This window comes from Ruegeria sp. CE6 (assembly GCF_056537485.1).
In genome coordinates this window covers 1125080-1142399 of record NZ_JBQFRR010000001.1, presented here as the reverse complement: position 1 = coordinate 1142399, position 17320 = coordinate 1125080, and the positions used below count along the sequence as shown (strand labels likewise).

The window sequence follows — 17320 nt, the reverse complement described above, 5'->3', positions numbered from 1 at the left end:
TCTACCCACCGGGGCTTTGACGCAGGTTTTCGGGCAGCCACGTCGCCAACTCGGGGAACCAGATCAGAACGAACACCATCAGCACCATGATCAGGAACATCGGGATCGCAGCGCGGGCGATATAGCTCATTTCATGGTTAGTCATGCCCTGCATCACGAACAGGTTGAAACCAATAGGCGGTGTGATCTGCGCCATCTCGACAACGACCACGATGAAGATCCCGAACCAGATCAGATCGATCCCGGCGTCCCGGATCATAGGCTCGACAACGGCCATGGTTAGCACAACCGAAGAAATCCCATCAAGGAAGCATCCCAGAATGACGTAGAATACCAGCAGAACCATGAGCAGTTCGAACCGGGTCAGTTCCCAGCCCGCGATCAAATCCGCAAGCCCGCGCGGCAGGCCGGTAAAGCCCATCGACAATGACAGGAACGCAGCACCCGCTAGGATCAGCGCAATCATCGCACTGGTGCGGGTTGCGCCCATCAAACTTTCAGTGAAGGTCTTCCAGTTCAACGATCCCTGCCCTGCTGCCAGTAGCAGTCCGCCAATCACACCGAAAGCCGCCGCCTCGGTCGCCGTAGCATAACCCAGATACATCGATCCGATTACCACCATGATCAGCAGGATCACTGGCAACAGAAAGCGAGAGTTCTTAATCTTTTCGGAAAAGGTCAGCTTGCTCTCATCGTTGGGGTTCCAGTCTTTGCCAACTTTCGAATAGATGGCGACATAGCCCATGAACATTGCGGCAAGCACAAGACCGGGCAGGATGCCTGCAAAGAACAGCTTGGTAATGGACTCGTTGATCGTAACGCCGTACACGATCAACGTCAGTGACGGTGGGATCATTAGCCCAAGTGTTGCCGCGCCGGTCAGCGTGCCGATGACCATGCGTTCGGGATAGTTGCGCTTTCGCAGTTCCGGGATCGACATCTTGCCAACCGTGGTCAACGTCGCGGCAGATGACCCCGATACCGCGGCAAACACCGTACAGCCTACGATATTCGTGTGAACCAGCCCTCCGGGCAAAGGTGCCATCCACGGCGACAGGCCTTTGAACATGTCTTCGGACAATCGCGTTCGGTAGAGGATCTCGCCCATCCAAATGAACATCGGCAAGGCGGTCAGCGTCCAGGATGACGAAGCCGACCAGATCGTCGTGATCATCACATCACCCACCGGGCGCGTCGTGAACAGCTCCATCCCGACCCAGGCGACGCCCATCAGAGCGAGCCCGACCCAGACACCGGTGCCCAGCAAGGTGAAAAGGACAAAGAGGAAGAGGATAATAACGGATATATTTTCCATGCTCTTACTCTCCGTGGCTCTGATCGGCCAGATCACGGGTGATGCGGTGATCACCCTTGAACAGGACATGGAACAGGTGATCAGTCAGCGCGATGGCCAGAATGACCGCTCCGATCAGCATGGTAGATTGCGGTATCCAAAGGGCGGTTTTATCTTGCCCCTGGCTGATATCGTTGAACTTCCAGCTCCAGTACACAAAGCGATAGGCATACCAGCAGAAATACCACATGACCGCCGAACCAATCGCAAAGCACCAGATTTCCAGAATTCTGCGAAAGCCATCGGGAACCGCGTTCAGGAGAATGGAGACTCTAATATGGCTGCCTCGGTTCAGGGCGTTGGCGAAGGCCAGAAAAGACGCAGCGGCCATCGCATATCCAGCATAGTCTGGCGCGCCGGGAAACACCTCACCGGTCCAACGGGCCAGCATTTGCACAACAATCAACACCAGAATGGCAATCAGGCTGAGCGCCGCCAGAACCCCTGCTGCCAGATAAATGAAATCCAGTACGGACCTGAGCCCTCGCATTGCCGCCATGCTGTCCCCGCTGTGCTTTTTGTGGATTGGGAGCAGACGGCAGGATGAACTGCCGCCCGCATTCGAATGGTTACTGAGAGTTGAACGCGTCGACGATAGCTTTGCCTTCGTCTCCGGCGGCCTCAAGCCATTCGTTGGTCATGGTGACGCCGATTTCTTTCAGCTCATTCGTCATCTGTTCGGATGCAGGACCAACTGTCATGCCGCCATCGCGCAGACCCTGAAGCGTAAAGCCGGTATATTCCTTGGCGCGCCAGTTACCTGCATACTCGGCCAGTTCCGCACAGCCTTTGATGACGTTCTTGTTCGCATCCGAGACACCGGCCCAGACATCCGAGTTCACCATCACGTAGTTGCGCGGCAACCAGGCATCCACTTCATAGAAGTAGTTCAGGCTTTCCCAGACCTTCCGGTCATAGCCGGTCGACCCGGATGATACCATGGAATCCGCTACTCCGGTGGCAAAGGCCTGGCTAATCTCAGCCGCCTCGATGGTGACGGGCAGCATCCCAGTCAGTTCGGCCAGGCGTGAGGTGGCGTTGTTGTAGGAGCGGAACTTGATCCCCTCCATATCCGCAACCGAGTTCACTTCGTTCTTGAAATAAAGCCCTTGAGGCGGCCAAGGCACGGCGTAAAGCAGCGTCAGGTTCTGTTCAGCCAGCAGCTTTTCGATGGACGGCTTTGCCGCATCCCACAGCTTGGCGCTATCATCGAATGACGTGGCCAGGAACGGGATGGAATCAAAGCCGAACAGCGCGTTTTCGTTCTGGTGCCCAGACAGCAGACGCTCACCAATCGGGGCTTGCCCGGTCTGGATCGCACGCTTGATGTCGGCACCTTTGAACAGCGAGCCGGAAGGGTGCGTGACAATCTCAATCTCACCACCTGTGCCGGTGGTCACACATTTGGCGAACTCCGCGCCCGTGGCCGAGTGGAAGTTTGATGCCGAATAGGCCATCGGCATATCCCATTTCTCTGCCATTACTGGCGCTGCTGCGGCAGCCGTCAGAGCGGTTGCTGCCAGAAGGCTTGTCAGTTTTTTCATCATGTTTCTCCCTGTTGAGTTTTGAGACGCCGGCGTTCTTCGCCAGTCATTTCTATGTTGCGAAACGCGAGGGCGCGTAGACGCTCATGTCAGTGTTCGGTGTTCTGCCCGCAATCATCTGGGCCAGAAGTCGCCCCGTTTTCGGCCCGCCTGTCAGGCCAATGTGATGGTGCCCAAAGCCCATATACGCACCGCTGATCCCCGGAGCCTCACCGATAATCGGGATCGAGTCGGTTGGTGCTGGGCGGTGCCCCATCCATTCCACTTCCTCCTTCCATGTCAAACCCGGGAAGGCCATCCGGGCATTCTTGCGCATCAATTCAAACGGCGCGCGTGAGGGTGGCGCATCAAGACCGCCAAATTCCACGATGCCAGCCAAACGAATGCGGCCATCCATCGGTGTGGCGACAAATTTGCCGGAAACCACCATGACCGGACTGCGCGGCATGGCAGAAGGCTCCACCAATTCAAGATGATAGCCGCGTTCGGTTTCAAGGGGAACAGAAATGCCTAAACGCTTGGCCAAAGGCCCCGACCAAACGCCCGCAGTTACAATTGCCGTATCACACGCGATGGTTTCGCCTGCCGCCCGTATACCGGTTACACGACCGTTTTTCTGAACCACGTCATCGACCGCTGCACGCAGGATTGTGCCCCCATGTGCCTCGACATACGCCGCCAGATCTTTGACGTACCGGCCCGGGTCCGTGATATGGCCATGATCCGAAAGCTTCGCCGCAAATCCAATGTCTTCACTATAGACCGGATCATAGGCGTGAAAGGCAGGGCCTTCCAATTCGTCCCATGTGAATCCGTTCCTGCGCCGAATGTCCCAGCCAAACGCATCATCTTTGAAATGCGCGCGGTCGTTGTACAGGAACAGATAGTCAGAGGGCACGATCCATTTTTCAGCGCCTGTGCCCTCGGCCAACGCTTTGTGGTCGTTCAGGCTATCGCCAACAATTGGCGTCAAAGCTGACGCGATGCGTTCCACATCTGATGCATTCGCATGACTAAGATAGCGGGTTAGCCAAGGGATCAGCTTTGGAAGATACCCCCATCTCAGGAACAACGGCTGAGACGGGCTGAGCAGCATTTTGGGCGCCTTCCGGAGCAGCCCTGGAACAGTCACCGGAACAATCGAGCAGGACGCCAGCACGCCCCCATTGCCGTGTGAGGTGCCCTCTCCCGGTCCGGCCTTGTCGATCAGGATTACCTCGTGACCATCCCGCTGCAGCCAGATTGCGGCTGAAACGCCAACAATCCCAGCGCCGATGATCGCTATGGTCTTCTTCTCGCTCATGCCACGACCGCCTTGGCCACTGCATACTGCTCAAGCTTGGTTACATCAGGCCTGTTTCCGAGGCCGGGTGCGTCAGGGACTACAACTTCGCCGCTGCTTACTTGGAAGGGGCTTTCAAGAATGTCTTCTTTCAGGAAGTAGGAGGCTTGATAGAACTCGCAGCCCAACGTTATCTCAGGTGTTGCAGCAATCATATGTGTGCCTGCCAGATGCGCCAATCCGGCCTCGAACATATCACCGCCATAGGCTGTCAAACCATGTGCAGCAGCGATACGGGCCACAGTCTGGCCTCGCGTCGGGCCACCTGATTTCATGATTTTCACTGAAACCCCGTCACAGATACCGTCACGCGCTGCCCGTTCCATGTCTTCGGGGCCAAAGACGCTCTCATCAGCTAGAAGTGGGACGTCAATCATCTGTCGCAACTTGCCCATCATGCTGAATTGATGAGCGCGGACAGGTTGCTCAATGAAATCCGGAGCGAATTGCGCAACATCGCGAACCTGTGCCGGTGCGTCCTCGATACTGAGCCCCTGATTGTAATCAACACGAACCCTGAAATCCGGATGGTTCTGCGCGAGATACTCCAACCGCATGATATCGAAGGCGTGATCCTTGAACCCGGTCTTGAGCTTTACAATCCGAACGCCATCGGCCTGCAATTGTGCCAGCAGCTCAACATCCTGAGCAAAATCCGGGTTCGCAATTGAGCAACTGAGTGGAATGGTTCCCCGGCACTTCCCGCCCAGCAGAGACCAAACAGGAACCTCGCTGATTCTGCCCGCAAGATCCAGCAAAGCGGTTTCCAATGCAGCTTTCGCCTCGGTGCAATGAGCCACGGCATAAGCTGCCTGTGCCATGATCGCTGAACGGTCGCCCACTCTGGCCCCAACCACAATTGGGCGCAAATAGCGATCAAGGGCTGCATAAGTGGCCTCTGGGGTGCCCGTGAAGACAGACCAGGGAGAGGCCTCACCAAATCCTTCACTGCCGTCCTCGGATCTCAGCCGAAGGACGACGACTTCGCATGTTCCTTCGACGGACCCGATGCCATGATCACGGCGAGACGTCACGGGCAACTCAAGGTGCCAAAGATCATAGCCGATGATTTTCTGTGTCAGATCGCCCATTGCACCCCCTGCCAATGGCCGAAGCCTGCCTTGACGAGGATATCATTTCAAATACTATATTATCTAGAGGTCATCAGGAAAAATGATACTATAGCGATGTCCCTGCGATTTCGTCAGCTACAGGCTTTTCACGCCATCATGGAAACCGGCACTGTCACGGGTGCGGCCTCGGTGCTTGGGATTTCACAGCCCGGGATCAGCAATCTGTTGGCACAGCTAGAGCGCGAAGCGCGTTTGCCGCTGTTTGAACGCAACAAAGGCCGGTTGCTGCCTACGCCAGAAGCTGAACTTCTATACCGCGAGGTTGATACGGTTGTTCGGGGGCTGGATCACGTAGCGCAGGCGGTCACGGATCTGCAGAACAAGCATCCGGGTCAATTGCAGATCGCCGCACCACATCTGCTATCCTTCGGCTTCATGCCGCGTGAGATCGCTCGCTTCGCAGAAAGCCGCCCGAACCTGTCGGTGAGTTTTCAGTCGCAGTATTCCTCGAAGATTCAAGAATGGGTAATCTCTGGCCTGTTTGAGATCGGCATTGTCGAGATGCCCATTCTGCATGACACACTGAACTATCAGGTCTTTGAGTTCGAAACGCTGGCGACCTTTCCGGAAACCAGCCCTTTGGCAGATTATGATGTACTTACACCTGAAATTCTAGAAAACGAACCATTCATCGTGATGGGGCCAGAGCATCAAACCCACCGACGAACTCGGGACATCTTCCAATCAGCGGGGCGCAACTGGCGGACCCAGATTCACACCCATCTGTCAGAAAACCTGCTAAGTTTCGTCAAGCAGGGCATGGGGGTCGCGATGATCGATCCCTTCACTGTCACCTTTGACGACGAGAGCGGGTATCAAACCCGCCCCTTCCGACCGGCTGTGATGCTTGATCTGGCCATTATCACCGCGAAAGGGCGACCCCTATCAACGATTGCACAAGATTTTCTGGCTCAGCTAACCCCTTCGATCGCCTCTTATGCCACCCATTCCGAAACCGGTGCAGCGGCCTCGTGAAGCGGTTGTGAGTGAATGTCGACCAATGTCGGGCCATCATGCTCGATAGCCTGTTTCAGAACTTTGGACAGGTCTTCGGGATCTTTGACAGTCCATGATTTCACACCAAAGGCGCTTGCAACAGCGGCGTGGTCGGTGCGGTTGAAATCAACATTGTAGTATCTCTGCCCAAACCCTGCGTCCTGTCCGGCCTTGATCCAGCCAAAGACCGAGTTCGAGAATACAATTGAGGTGATCGGCATGTTGTGTCGCACCATGGTTTCGAACTCACCACAGGCAAAGCCGAATGAGCCGTCACCCATCACCGACAAGGTTTTGACCGAAGGCCGCCCAATATGCGCACCCATTGCAGCACCCAATGAATACCCCAACGCCCCATGCGCCCGGTTAGTGATGAAATGCCGCCCCGGTGTCCGCCAGCGGTAATGCGCGCTGAAATATGGGCATGGCGTGCCGGGATCAGCGACAACAATCGCATCATCATCCAGGATATCCATTAGCGAAGTCATGACAGCCTCGGGCCGGATCGGCGTTTCTCGGCTGGCTGCAAGCGGGGCGAACGCAGCCAATTTGGCCGCCCATGCCGCGTTTGATTTGGCCGCCCCGCCCAGCCTGGGCAGGTCTTGGCGTGCCGCCAATGCGTCCGCCAATGCTTCCAGCGCGAGACGCGCGTCGGCACAAATAGCGACTTCGGTCGGATAGTTGGCTCCGATCACCATCGGGTCACTGTCGATATGAATGATGGTGGCATCGCGCGCAGGGCTTCTCCAGCGCTCGGTCGTGACGGATCCTGCGCGACATCCGATGAACAGAACGACATCCGCCGCATCTACCACAGCGCGGGTGGCAGGCACCCCGCCATTCGATCCGACAACACCAAGCGCGAGCGGGTCTGTCTCGGCAATCGAGCCCTGCCCCGACACGGTCGTGGCGACAGGCATATCCAACAGTCCCGCAACCCGGCGCAGTGCGTCGCTTGCCCCTGATAGAACGGGTCCACCGCCACAAACGGCTACGGCGGATTTAGACTTTGAAAGTATCTCTGCTGCCGCCTCGACCGCATCCATGTCGGGGCCTGCACGTTCCGCCGGATAGCTGCGATGTCTTGCATCCGCCCAGATCTCTGCCTCGTCCACCGGCGCTTTCTGAGTATCGAAGGGTAAGGCAAGATGTGTGGCCCCAGGTGTACCGGTGGTCATTGCACGGAATGCCGCACGAACCATGGCCGGCAATCGTGTGGCGTCATCCAGCGACGCATTCCACTTGGCCAGCGGCTTGAACAGCGCGGGTTGGTCCAATTCGGTCAGCGGGTACTTTCCCCGGCTGGTTGTTGCCACATCCGAGGTGATCGCAAGAATAGGAACCGAGCTTTCGTTGGCTTCGACCACGCCAGGTAGAATATAGGTCGCCCCGCCCCCAGACGGGCCTTCGCAGACACCCGGCTTACCTGTCACCCTTGCATAACCATCCGCCATGTAGGCAGCATGACGTTCATCCCGCGTCAGAATGTGCTGAATATCGTGATCCATCCGAGATAGCGCATCATAGAATGGCAAGGTTGTATCACCACATAGGCCGAACATGTGCTTCACGCCATGCGCCTCAAGCATACGGACCATTGCCTCGGCTCCGGTCAGGTAATTCGTTCCTGTCATGGTCGGCGACTCCCTCAATCTAATCTGCACACAGATCTGTATACAGTTTTGTATATTGATTTCAAGACTGGCCTGTGGCACCTGTGGGGCAATGACCAAAAGGCAGTACCAATGGCAGGTCCACGCGTTGATGATATCTACGATCAGGTGAAGGCCATGGCGGTTTCATTCCGCCTGCGTCCCGGCGATCGTTTGAACGAGGTCGCCCTGTCGAAGGAGCTGGGCGTCAGCCGCACCCCTTTGCGCGAAGCACTGAACCGGCTGGTCGCCGAACGTTTGTTCGACTTCCGCCCGGGACAGGGTTTCTTTTGCCGCCCATTGGATGCCCAAAGCATTTTTGACCTGTTCGAGCTGCGCCAAATCATCGAAACCGCCGCCGTCCGCGCAGCGTGCACCAAGGCCACCACAGAACAACTGCAGGCGCTTCACGACGAACTTTATGCGACGGGTATCGATATCACGGGGCTTACCGTTGAAGAGGCCGTCACGCGAGATGAAGCGTTTCATCTGGGCATCGCCCGGCTGTCTGGCAACATGGAATTGCTGCAAACTCTGATGCGGATTAATGAGCGCATTCGCTATATCCGATGGATTTCCATGAGTCTGGACCGGGTCCAACGCTCAAAAGACGAACATAAGCGCGTCATGCAGGCCTTGATGAATCGCGACGCTGATGAGGCCGCGCAGGCTTTGGGCACCCATATCAACAAGCGGATGGATCAGGTGCAGGACGCGGTGCGCCATGGGATATCAAGCATCTATATGGAAGGGTCGGACGATATCTCGACCCGCATCATTCAGGAGGCGCAGTCATGATCGCGCAGGGCGGAAAATCCATATACGGCGCATCTGTCGGCATCCTGATGTTGGACGCACAGTTTCCACGTATTCCCGGTGATATGGGCAACGCTCGGACATGGCCGTTTCCCGTGCTCTATCGCATCGTGCGCAACGCCTCGCCTGATCTTGTGGTCCGACAAGGTGCTGAAGGAATGCTTGGAGCGTTCATCGATGCCGCACGGGAACTTGTCAAAGACGGAGTAGACGGGATCACCACCAATTGCGGCTTTCTTTCGCTGTTTCAGGATGAACTGGCCGAGGCGGTTCCTGTTCCGGTCGCGACGTCGTCGATGATGCAGGTCGATATGGTGAACCGTATCCTTCCTGCAGGAAAGCGCGCCGGCATTCTAACCATCTCCGCCTCAACACTTACGGATGAGCACCTGCGAAAGGCACAGGTCCCCGACGGAACTCCAATTGGCACCACCGAAGGCGGCAGCGAATTCACAACCGCTATTCTCGAAAACGCATTGACGCTGGATGTGGACAAAGCCCGCGACGACAATGTGGAAGCAGCGCTTGCGCTGCAAGCGGGCAATCCCGACCTTGGTGCAATTGTACTGGAATGTACAAACATGTGCCCTTACGCGGCGGACATACAGCAAGCGACCGGTTTGCCCGTGTTTTCTATCGTCACTTTCATCAACTGGTTTCAGGCCGGGCTGACACCGCCAAGGTTCTGATCGAGTGACCCCGTAAGTCCAGAGTAGCCGCCTCCTATAGCCAGATGGCGATTCTGGACCTATCGGCAACAGCTTGACGGTGAACCAGAACCAAGCAATCAAGAAACGAAATCGGAACAGCGCCAAAACGACCATCGTTAACCTCAAGGCACCTGTTCTGACGCCGATTAACAACAGTTCAGGAACCGAGAAGCATGACGAAAACACCGATCGAGTTGTTGGCGGCCAGTGCCTCGGAAACCCGCCCAGTTGTAGCGCTGAGCGAAGGCACCGATCCCCGCATTGTTGCCGGAGGATTGGCCGCCCATAAGGCTGGTCTGGCCAATATTATTCTCGTTGGACCTGAGGCTGACGTTAAAGCGGCGCTCGCGGCAGAAGGTGGCTCTGCCGGGGATGGTATTGCCATCCATGATCCTGCGCATTCGGAACTGACTGACGCTTTTGCGGCCGAGTATCATTCTCTGCGCAAACACAAAGGTGTCGATGAAGCCAAGGCACGCAAGGCCGCAGAAACTCCGCTGGTCTATGCAGCGATGCTGGTACGGCTGGGCCACGCAACCGGGACCGTGGGCGGCGCAGTCCATACCACGGGCGATGTCGTCAGAACTGCCATCCAAGTCATCGGGATGAAGCCCGATGCTGGAATGGTATCCTCGTTCTTCCTGATGTACCCACCCGAGGCCGCCGCTGAGGGCGCTCGCGCCATGCTCTATTCAGATTGCGGCTTGGTGATCGATCCGACATCCGAAGAACTGGCAAACATTGCGGCCGCTTCAGCGGTTTCCGCGCGGGCATTGCTGCAGGAAGAGCCAAAGATCGCGATGTTGAGTTTCTCAACAAAAGGCAGCGCCCAACACCCAGCGGTGGACAAAGTCGTCAACGCGACAGAAATTCTGCGGGCGAAACACCCAGAGTTGAATGTGGATGGAGAGCTGCAATTTGATGCCGCCTTCGTGCCGTCGATTGGTGAGCGAAAATCCCCCGGGTCCTCGGTCGCGGGTCAGTCGAACGTCAAGATTTTCCCAAATCTGGATGCCGGAAATATCGGGTACAAGATGACTCAACGGCTGGGCGGTTATCTGGCGATCGGTCCGGTTTTGCAGGGGCTCGCCAAACCGGCCAATGATCTATCGCGCGGATGCAGCGCAGAAGATGTGACGCAGATCATCGCGGTGACCATCCTGCAGGCGCGCGAACCCTAAACTCGGCAGCTCGCCTGCCCCTTCGTGCGGGCTCGCGACCCATTCCTTACAAACGAAAGACTATCCGTTATGGCGTCCGCCGATCCCTCAGACCTATCCCTAACCGAGCGGAGCAAGGAGCGTGTTCGCACGCTCTTTCCCGGCGTCATGATTGCCGTAACCGTTGCCGTCGCCGCCAAGTTCCTGTCCGAGCATTATGCTACCCCGGCCATGCTGCTTGCCCTTCTATTGGGGATTGCGGTCAGCTTTCTCGGCGAAGAAGGAAAAACCGTTGAGGGGATCGGATTCGCCGCACGCACACTTCTGCGCCTTGGCGTGGCCTTGCTGGGTGTGCGCGTGTCGATGACCCTGATGCTGGGTCTGGGCTGGGACCTGATTGCCCTTGTGATCGTCGGAGTGCTGTTGACCATAGGTTTTGGCCTGTCCGTAGCTCGTTTTTTTGGCCACAAATGGCGCTTTGCCTTTCTGACCGCCGGTTCGGTCGCAATTTGCGGTGCATCGGCGGCAATGGCGATCAGTGCAATCCTGCCCAAGGACGAACGCTCGGAAGAGCGTCTGATTTTTACTGTCATGGGCGTGACCGTTTTGTCCACCATCGCCATGATCGCCTATCCGATCCTCGTACGCTCATTAGGGATGAACGATGTTGCGGGCGGTGTGTTTCTGGGTGGCACCATCCATGATGTGGCTCAGGTTGTCGGCGCGGGATTTTCGATCTCGGAACAAACCGGAGATACAGCGACGCTGGTCAAATTGTTCCGCGTGGCGATGCTGGCACCAGTGGTTTTGGTCGCTTCACTGATTATTCGTGGCTTTGCTGAAATGGACGCAGACGGGAAACGCCCACCGCTGTTGCCGGGATTCGTGTTAGGATTTCTGGTTCTCGCTGCGGCATCCTCATTCGGATTGATCCCGCCAGCGATTTCAGAATTTCTAAGCCAATGCTCTCGATGGTTGTTGCTTGTTGCGATCGCAGCTGTTGGGATGAAGACAAACCTTAAACAAATCCTGTCGGTCGGTGCAGCCGCAATCGCCCTCATCATAGTGGAGACGTTGTTCATCGCCGTGGTAATTCTGGCCGGGATTAACCTATTAACCTGAAGCAGTTACCAAGAGTTTTCCGCCAACTGCGACGGCTGAACGGCAACCCCTGACAGTCCGGTGCGGGTTTGCCGATTGCCTTCGTTCGCGGTGTTTGGTTCATTGGCGACTGGCGCTTTGCAGCGCTTTTTCGTTCGATTCCGAATGATTCCTCAAGCGAGATGAAGAATATGGACAACACCTTGCCTCTGCCACCTGGCCCGCATTCCGAACCGGGTTTTTGGCTTGATACATCTGAACACCGCACGTGGTTGAAAGATCAGGCTATGCGACAGTTGGCGTTTTTCAGCGCAAGTTGTCGGACCGAGCCAGGATTTTTCATCCTCGACCATGATGGCAGCCCGCTGCCAAACACATTGCAGGAACTGCACACGACTACACGCCTGGTGCATTCTTACGCTCTGGGGCATCTGATTGGATTTCAAGGCGCTGAGCGGATCATCGATCACGGTATGGCCTACCTCAACAGCCACCACAAAGACCGGGATCACGCCGGTTACCTTTGGGCTTTGGATGGCGACAACATCAAAGATGATCGCAAGCTTGCCTACGGGCATGTCTTTGTTCTGCTCGCTGCCTCAAGCGCAAAACAGATAGGGCACCCGGAAGCTGACAAACTGCTGACCGAAGTCCGAGATGTTTTGGACACACATTTCTGGGATGATGAGGCCGGGTTGTACTGTGACGAGTGGAACCGCGATTGGACGCCGTTTTCCACATATCGCGGAATGAACGCGAATATGCACGGAGTTGAGGCACTGCTTGCAGCTTTTGAGGCGACAGGCGACGAAATCTATCTTACCCACGCCGGTCGTATTCTGGATTTCTTTATCGGCCGGATCGCACCTGCTGAAAACTGGCGCTTGCCCGAGCATTTCACCTCAGATTGGCAGATTGACCGGGGCTATGCCGGTGACCCGATGTTCCGTCCCGCAGGCACGACCCCGGGCCATTCGTTCGAGCTTGGGCGACTTCAGCTGCAGCATTGGGATTTATCAGGCCGACCAAACTCGGGCGCGCCCGAGTCATCGCGACGATTGATTGAGCAGGCCCTCAAGGATGCATGGCTGGCCGGCGGCGGCATGGCATATACGCTGGATTTCGGGGGTCGGGTCGCAAATGCGTCGCGGTTCTGGTGGCCAGTAGCTGAAGCCATTGGTGCGGTTGGAACCCTGATCGCACTGGATAAAAGGCAAGAGGATGAAGTTTGGTACAGAAATCTCTGGACCTTTGCGAATGAAACGTTCGTGGATCACCAACATGGCGGCTGGTTCCCTGCGGTGGATGAATCCGGTGACATCGTGACATCCATCTTTGACGGCAAACCGGATATCTATCATTCATTGCAGGCTTGCCTGTTCCCGCTATCGGGGCGCTTATCGCGGATGGTGCCGCTTTGACGCGCGCGAATTCAAGCAGAGCGAGACCCGCATCGAGCCGGCTCAATTGAAGAGTCGGGGCAAATCTGCTATGTATAGTGCATTCAACACCATCCGACGACCTGCGAATTCGGATGCGTTTCTTGACGAACGGATAGGAGAGTTGAATGGCAAATCAAGCACGTGGAAAGCGAACGACCCGAAAGGGCACACTTGAGGTGAGACCACAACCATCGGCCCATTCCGCCCTGAGCGAACGGGCCGGGGCGTCAGGCCTCATGACCCCGCAAATGCTGAGCGAACGCGATGAGCGCGTCTCAAAAACTCGCAAAAAGGGCGGGCCTGCTTTGGAAGAAGATAATTCGGATCAATCCGGCAATGACGCTGATCCGACGGAACTGGATTACTAATCAATTAAGCACATTTTTTTGACATGAATAGATTACGGAGGCTGCTATGCCCTCGACCCATCAGCCAAGGATTTTCAACACAATAAACCTTACGGATTTCGATACTAACGGCCAAACCTCTACTGTGGGCGAGCCGACAGTTTCCAGCAATGGAGGCCAGATTCTGGCCACTGGCAACTGGTATGCAAGTCGGTCACTGGACGGCGGCCAAAGCTGGTCTCACATGAGTCCTTTCACGTTGTTCCCACCTGTTGACGGGGGGTTTTGCTGTGACCAGACCACGATTTACGACCCAAGCCGGGATCTGCTTATCTGGCTGCTTCAATATATCGAACAGGGGGGCACCAACACACTGCGGGTTGCGGTCAAACAAGGGCGCACCTTGGGGAACGACACATGGAACATTTGGGATTTCACCCCCGCCGGGCTTGATCCCGCGTGGAACAATGAGTGGTTCGACTATAATCACGTTTCGTTGTCCGAAAACTATATGTATGCAGGCACCAATGTGTTCTCGGCCGGGGCTAACCAGTTTACCCGCTCGGTCATTCTGCGGATTTCACTGGACGAACTGGCGACCGCGGCAACGCTATCATTCGACATATTCGAAACAGAAGACAACTTCTCTCTGCGCTGCGTACAAGGCGCACGCGGCGCGATGTACTTTGCCAGCCACAACACGAACTCGCAGATCCGCGTATTCAGATGGGCCGAGAACGCCTCGGACGTAGATGAATTCGACATCGATGTCACGCCTTGGTCCGCAGGCAATTATTCCGCGCTGACCACCGGTGGCGACTGGATGTCGCGCACTGATCCACGCATTATGGCTGGTTGGCTGGGACGCGGCGTTCTGGGCTTTATGTGGACAGCTAATCGTCAGACCAACAGGCCACTCCCTTTCGTCAGGACCGTCCGCATTGACGAAGCAACCATGTCATTGATTGACGAACCAGATATCTGGAACAGTCAGATCGCGTTCGCCTACCCCTCAACAGCTGTAAACCGGGTTGGTGATGTAGGGCTTTCGGTCTTTGCGGGTGGTGGGAATTTGCATCCGAGCCATGTTGTTGGCTCATACGACGATATCGATCTGACTTGGCGGCTGGCCCTCGCTCGACGTGGCACAGACACTCCGGGTCTGGGAAAATGGGGCGACTACACCAACTGTGCCGAGGTTGCCGATGATGGCTTCACCTGGCTGGCAGCCGGGTACACGCTGCAGGGCGGGAACACCCAAACTGACATCGAACCAACCATGACCTGGTTCGCACAGCAGCGCTATGACGCACCACGTCGCCATCCGCCCGTTATCGTCTAAAACATTATAACCATTTATAATTCAGGGATATACATCATGCACAGAGCGATTAAATCACAAGGCGTAAAGTCATTCTTGCGGCAGGAAGCCCCCTGGCTACTTATCGCCTTTGTTATTGCTGACCTATTCTACAAATGGGGGTCATTCGCCCTGGAATGCGTCGGCTTTCTGCTGACTTGGTACGTCCTGAGCCTTCTAGCCAGCCTGGTGTCACGTATGCTGTGGGGGGAAAACTCAGCTGTCGGAGATTGAACCATCGATCAATCTTTTTAAGCTTGCGGACTATTGGTTTGCCTCCCGCCCTGGTACATTACGAGTTTGTTGCGCGTAGGTCTGAAATCACTTCGGACAACAGCTCAATCCCTTTTCGGATAGAACCGGGTTGGATTGACGAGACGCCAAGACGAAAGTGGTATCTCCCTGCGGTTTTATTTGAGAAACAGGGCCCGATCGGCTCCACAATAACACCGCGTTTTAGGGCGGCTTGACATATCGTCATGGCATCCAAACGGGCCTCGGGATCAGAAAGCACAAAAACCGTTCCGCCAAATTCGCCCGTTTTCAGGAAATGGGGTAGCTTTTCACGGATCGTCGTATCAGCCAGATGCCAGCGCAGCTCATAATTCTGGCGAACCCTGCGCAACAAGCCATCATAGTACCCCAAGTTGATAAACGCTGCAGCAGTGTGCTGAAGGATCATCGGCGGATGGCGCATCATCATGCCCCGGCAATCGCGCGCGGCGTCAATAAATTCTGGCGCAGCCGCCAGATACCCCAGGCGCAAACCTGGTGAAAGACCTTTGGAAAGGCTGCCCAAATAGATCAGTCGATCCGTGTCATCCAGACTGCGCAGCGGCAGCAAAGTAGAATGCCGGTAATCCACATCGCATTCGTAATCGTCTTCGACGATGTAAAAATCATACTCTTCAGCGGCCTGCAGCAAGGCCTTGCGGCGACGCTCGGACATCGTGACGGTGGTTGGGTGCTGGCGATTGGGGGTTACGAATACCAGGTCAGCCTCGCGCAGACGTTCATCGACGATCAGACCCTCGTTATCAATGGGTTGAAACCTTACATTCCCAAAATTTGCCTGAAGGATCTTGCGTGCATCCGGATATCCCGGATCCTCCATGACCGCTGTTTTATCGCGCCCGCCGAACAACAGGCTGGTGATAAATAACCCGTTTTGCGAACCCAATGTGATCAGGATTGAATCGCTGGGTTCAAAAATACCGCGACGGGGCAGGATGCGCTGCCGGACCTGCTCGATAAGTTCAAAGCAATCCTCGTACAGCCCGTCCGCAGACCAGATTTTCAGGTGCTTTCGATTCATGGCCAACCGAGTGCATTCGCGCCAATCCGCAACTGGGAATGCGCCATCATCGATTTGGTTGCACACAAACGGATAGTCGTACTTGTACCAGTCATTCGGGCGCTGGATGGTTTCGATCTCTTCGGTGCGGCGCAGTTTGTTCAGTTTCTGGCCAATCGATGTGCGCTGTCTGGTGTTGGTTCGCCCAATCGCATCACCGTCCGTGCGAATCCCCACGTCAGAGCAGACATAATAACCCGAGCGGGGCCGGGCCTCGATCAGTTGCTCTTCTTCAAGCTTTCGATAAGCCGCGACGACCGTATTGATCGAAACATCGAGATCCCGCGCCAACCCCCGACATGAGGCAAGCTTTAGTCCAGACGGCATCAAACCTTCAAAAATGAGTCGTGAAATCTGCGAGACGATCTGATCTCGCAAACCGCTGGACTGAGATTTGTCGATGCTCAACCGTTGTGTCATGTCCTGTCAGGCTCTAGTGCAAATTCTGCGACGCGATTTGCAAACTGTATCCATGTTTTCAAGTGCTCCATGCAAAGTGGAAACGACGCCAAATTCCCAAATTCTGTACTGGCAATGCTGAAAGCAATAGCGCTCTTACTAAAAGCGGGTTGATGATAACTCAAAAAAGAGGCTTCAGCCAACGCTATGTTTTTAAAGTACTTATACCGACCTGAGATGTGCTTAAGCAACCTGCGCTGCCATTGTTTAACTTGTAACATCTTAACGTTCGGGACTGAATCGCGGCATCGAACAGTCACTTGGCGCGATGAAATCTGTACCCATTATTACAAACAACTGTATCTTTCTCAGTCGAACTCCTTCGCGTTTGCTGTAGCGATCCGGGAAGTTCCATGTCGAAATTAGGGATCACCCGGGCCGTTCGATGCGACTAGGGAGGGAGACCGTTCGCATGGTTTTGCAGGAGTGGGATATGCGTCGACTCTGTGAACAGCGATTCAGCAGACGTTTCTCTGATGTCCGTCCGAACCCCGACGCGAAGGGTCCGGTACATCAATTCAGCGCACAGATTTTTTGAGGGAGAACCAGA

The 17320-nt window shown here is 55.6% G+C and carries 16 protein-coding genes; 9 read left to right on the top strand and 7 right to left on the bottom strand.

All coding sequences use genetic code 11. The annotated features are described in order from the left end of the window. Position 1: 1 nt before the first annotated feature. From ACR0DK_RS05685 to ACR0DK_RS05665, 5 genes are all read right to left on the bottom strand, one after another. Positions 2–1315 carry a TRAP transporter large permease gene (locus ACR0DK_RS05685; protein ID WP_223118444.1) on the bottom strand — a complete coding sequence of 438 codons (1314 nt, stop codon included), beginning with the start codon at positions 1313–1315 and terminating at the stop codon, positions 2–4. Positions 1316–1319: 4 nt separating this feature from the next. Beyond that, on the bottom strand, positions 1320–1853 hold the full coding sequence (locus ACR0DK_RS05680; RefSeq protein ID WP_170406962.1) for a TRAP transporter small permease: 534 nt from the start codon (positions 1851–1853) through the stop codon (positions 1320–1322). Between the two features lie 70 nt (positions 1854–1923). After that, entirely contained in the window at positions 1924–2898 is a 975-nt protein-coding gene (locus tag ACR0DK_RS05675; RefSeq protein ID WP_170393799.1) for a TRAP transporter substrate-binding protein, read from the bottom strand. Between the two features lie 52 nt (positions 2899–2950). After that, positions 2951–4201 carry an NAD(P)/FAD-dependent oxidoreductase gene (locus tag ACR0DK_RS05670; RefSeq protein WP_480735121.1) on the bottom strand — a complete coding sequence of 417 codons (1251 nt, stop codon included), beginning with the start codon at positions 4199–4201 and terminating at the stop codon, positions 2951–2953. After that, entirely contained in the window at positions 4198–5331 is a 1134-nt protein-coding gene (locus tag ACR0DK_RS05665) for an enolase C-terminal domain-like protein (protein WP_480735119.1), read from the bottom strand. Before ACR0DK_RS05665 ends, ACR0DK_RS05670 begins: the two co-directional genes overlap by 4 nt. 96 nt (positions 5332–5427) lie before the next feature. On the opposite strand from ACR0DK_RS05665, the gene ACR0DK_RS05660 reads away from it, so the two are divergent. Beyond that, positions 5428–6348, top strand: coding sequence for a LysR family transcriptional regulator (locus ACR0DK_RS05660; protein WP_170406952.1), 921 nt, complete (start codon positions 5428–5430; stop codon positions 6346–6348). Here ACR0DK_RS05660 and ACR0DK_RS05655 read toward each other — a convergent pair. After that, on the bottom strand, positions 6309–8003 hold the full coding sequence (locus ACR0DK_RS05655; RefSeq protein ID WP_480735116.1) for a thiamine pyrophosphate-binding protein: 1695 nt from the start codon (positions 8001–8003) through the stop codon (positions 6309–6311). The genes ACR0DK_RS05660 and ACR0DK_RS05655 overlap by 40 nt on opposite strands. A gap of 111 nt (positions 8004–8114) precedes the next feature. On the opposite strand from ACR0DK_RS05655, the gene ACR0DK_RS05650 reads away from it, so the two are divergent. From ACR0DK_RS05650 to ACR0DK_RS05615, 8 genes are all read left to right on the top strand, one after another. Beyond that, positions 8115–8819, top strand: a complete 705-nt coding sequence (locus ACR0DK_RS05650; RefSeq protein WP_170562158.1) for a GntR family transcriptional regulator — start codon at positions 8115–8117, stop codon at positions 8817–8819. Further along, positions 8816–9526, top strand: a complete 711-nt coding sequence (locus ACR0DK_RS05645) for an aspartate/glutamate racemase family protein (protein ID WP_170393787.1) — start codon at positions 8816–8818, stop codon at positions 9524–9526. Before ACR0DK_RS05650 ends, ACR0DK_RS05645 begins: the two co-directional genes overlap by 4 nt. A gap of 194 nt (positions 9527–9720) precedes the next feature. Beyond that, entirely contained in the window at positions 9721–10728 is a 1008-nt protein-coding gene (pta, locus tag ACR0DK_RS05640) for a phosphate acetyltransferase (protein ID WP_170393785.1), read from the top strand. A 69-nt stretch (positions 10729–10797) separates the two neighbouring features. Then, positions 10798–11829, top strand: a complete 1032-nt coding sequence (locus ACR0DK_RS05635; RefSeq protein ID WP_170732609.1) for a putative sulfate exporter family transporter — start codon at positions 10798–10800, stop codon at positions 11827–11829. A 161-nt stretch (positions 11830–11990) separates the two neighbouring features. Beyond that, positions 11991–13229, top strand: a complete 1239-nt coding sequence (locus ACR0DK_RS05630) for an AGE family epimerase/isomerase (protein ID WP_480735114.1) — start codon at positions 11991–11993, stop codon at positions 13227–13229. Positions 13230–13375: 146 nt separating this feature from the next. Further along, a complete protein-coding gene (locus ACR0DK_RS05625) occupies positions 13376–13618 on the top strand; it encodes a hypothetical protein (protein ID WP_170393778.1) in 243 nt (80 codons plus the stop codon). Positions 13619–13664: 46 nt separating this feature from the next. Further along, positions 13665–14939: a hypothetical protein gene (locus ACR0DK_RS05620; RefSeq protein ID WP_170422523.1), complete on the top strand. Its 1275-nt coding sequence runs from the start codon at positions 13665–13667 to the stop codon at positions 14937–14939. Positions 14940–14975: 36 nt separating this feature from the next. Beyond that, a complete protein-coding gene (locus tag ACR0DK_RS05615; protein ID WP_170422521.1) occupies positions 14976–15191 on the top strand; it encodes a hypothetical protein in 216 nt (71 codons plus the stop codon). Between the two features lie 58 nt (positions 15192–15249). Here ACR0DK_RS05615 and ACR0DK_RS05610 read toward each other — a convergent pair whose 3' ends face one another. Continuing rightward, positions 15250–16731, bottom strand: coding sequence for an aminotransferase-like domain-containing protein (locus ACR0DK_RS05610; RefSeq protein ID WP_480735112.1), 1482 nt, complete (start codon positions 16729–16731; stop codon positions 15250–15252). Between the last annotated feature and the right edge of the window lie 589 nt (positions 16732–17320).

Coding starts and splice junctions, on each gene's coding strand:
- ACR0DK_RS05610 (WP_480735112.1), bottom strand. CDS start 16,731: ATGACACAACGGTTGAGCATCGACAAATCTCAGTCCAGCGGTTTGCGA.
- ACR0DK_RS05665 (WP_480735119.1), bottom strand. CDS start 5,331: ATGGGCGATCTGACACAGAAAATCATCGGCTATGATCTTTGGCACCTT.
- ACR0DK_RS05660 (WP_170406952.1), top strand. CDS start 5,428: ATGTCCCTGCGATTTCGTCAGCTACAGGCTTTTCACGCCATCATGGAA.
- ACR0DK_RS05625 (WP_170393778.1), top strand. CDS start 13,376: ATGGCAAATCAAGCACGTGGAAAGCGAACGACCCGAAAGGGCACACTT.
- ACR0DK_RS05670 (WP_480735121.1), bottom strand. CDS start 4,201: ATGAGCGAGAAGAAGACCATAGCGATCATCGGCGCTGGGATTGTTGGC.
- ACR0DK_RS05685 (WP_223118444.1), bottom strand. CDS start 1,315: ATGGAAAATATATCCGTTATTATCCTCTTCCTCTTTGTCCTTTTCACC.
- ACR0DK_RS05635 (WP_170732609.1), top strand. CDS start 10,798: ATGGCGTCCGCCGATCCCTCAGACCTATCCCTAACCGAGCGGAGCAAG.
- pta (WP_170393785.1), top strand. CDS start 9,721: ATGACGAAAACACCGATCGAGTTGTTGGCGGCCAGTGCCTCGGAAACC.
- ACR0DK_RS05630 (WP_480735114.1), top strand. CDS start 11,991: ATGAAGAATATGGACAACACCTTGCCTCTGCCACCTGGCCCGCATTCC.
- ACR0DK_RS05675 (WP_170393799.1), bottom strand. CDS start 2,898: ATGAAAAAACTGACAAGCCTTCTGGCAGCAACCGCTCTGACGGCTGCC.
- ACR0DK_RS05645 (WP_170393787.1), top strand. CDS start 8,816: ATGATCGCGCAGGGCGGAAAATCCATATACGGCGCATCTGTCGGCATC.
- ACR0DK_RS05650 (WP_170562158.1), top strand. CDS start 8,115: ATGGCAGGTCCACGCGTTGATGATATCTACGATCAGGTGAAGGCCATG.
- ACR0DK_RS05680 (WP_170406962.1), bottom strand. CDS start 1,853: ATGGCGGCAATGCGAGGGCTCAGGTCCGTACTGGATTTCATTTATCTG.
- ACR0DK_RS05655 (WP_480735116.1), bottom strand. CDS start 8,003: ATGACAGGAACGAATTACCTGACCGGAGCCGAGGCAATGGTCCGTATG.
- ACR0DK_RS05620 (WP_170422523.1), top strand. CDS start 13,665: ATGCCCTCGACCCATCAGCCAAGGATTTTCAACACAATAAACCTTACG.
- ACR0DK_RS05615 (WP_170422521.1), top strand. CDS start 14,976: ATGCACAGAGCGATTAAATCACAAGGCGTAAAGTCATTCTTGCGGCAG.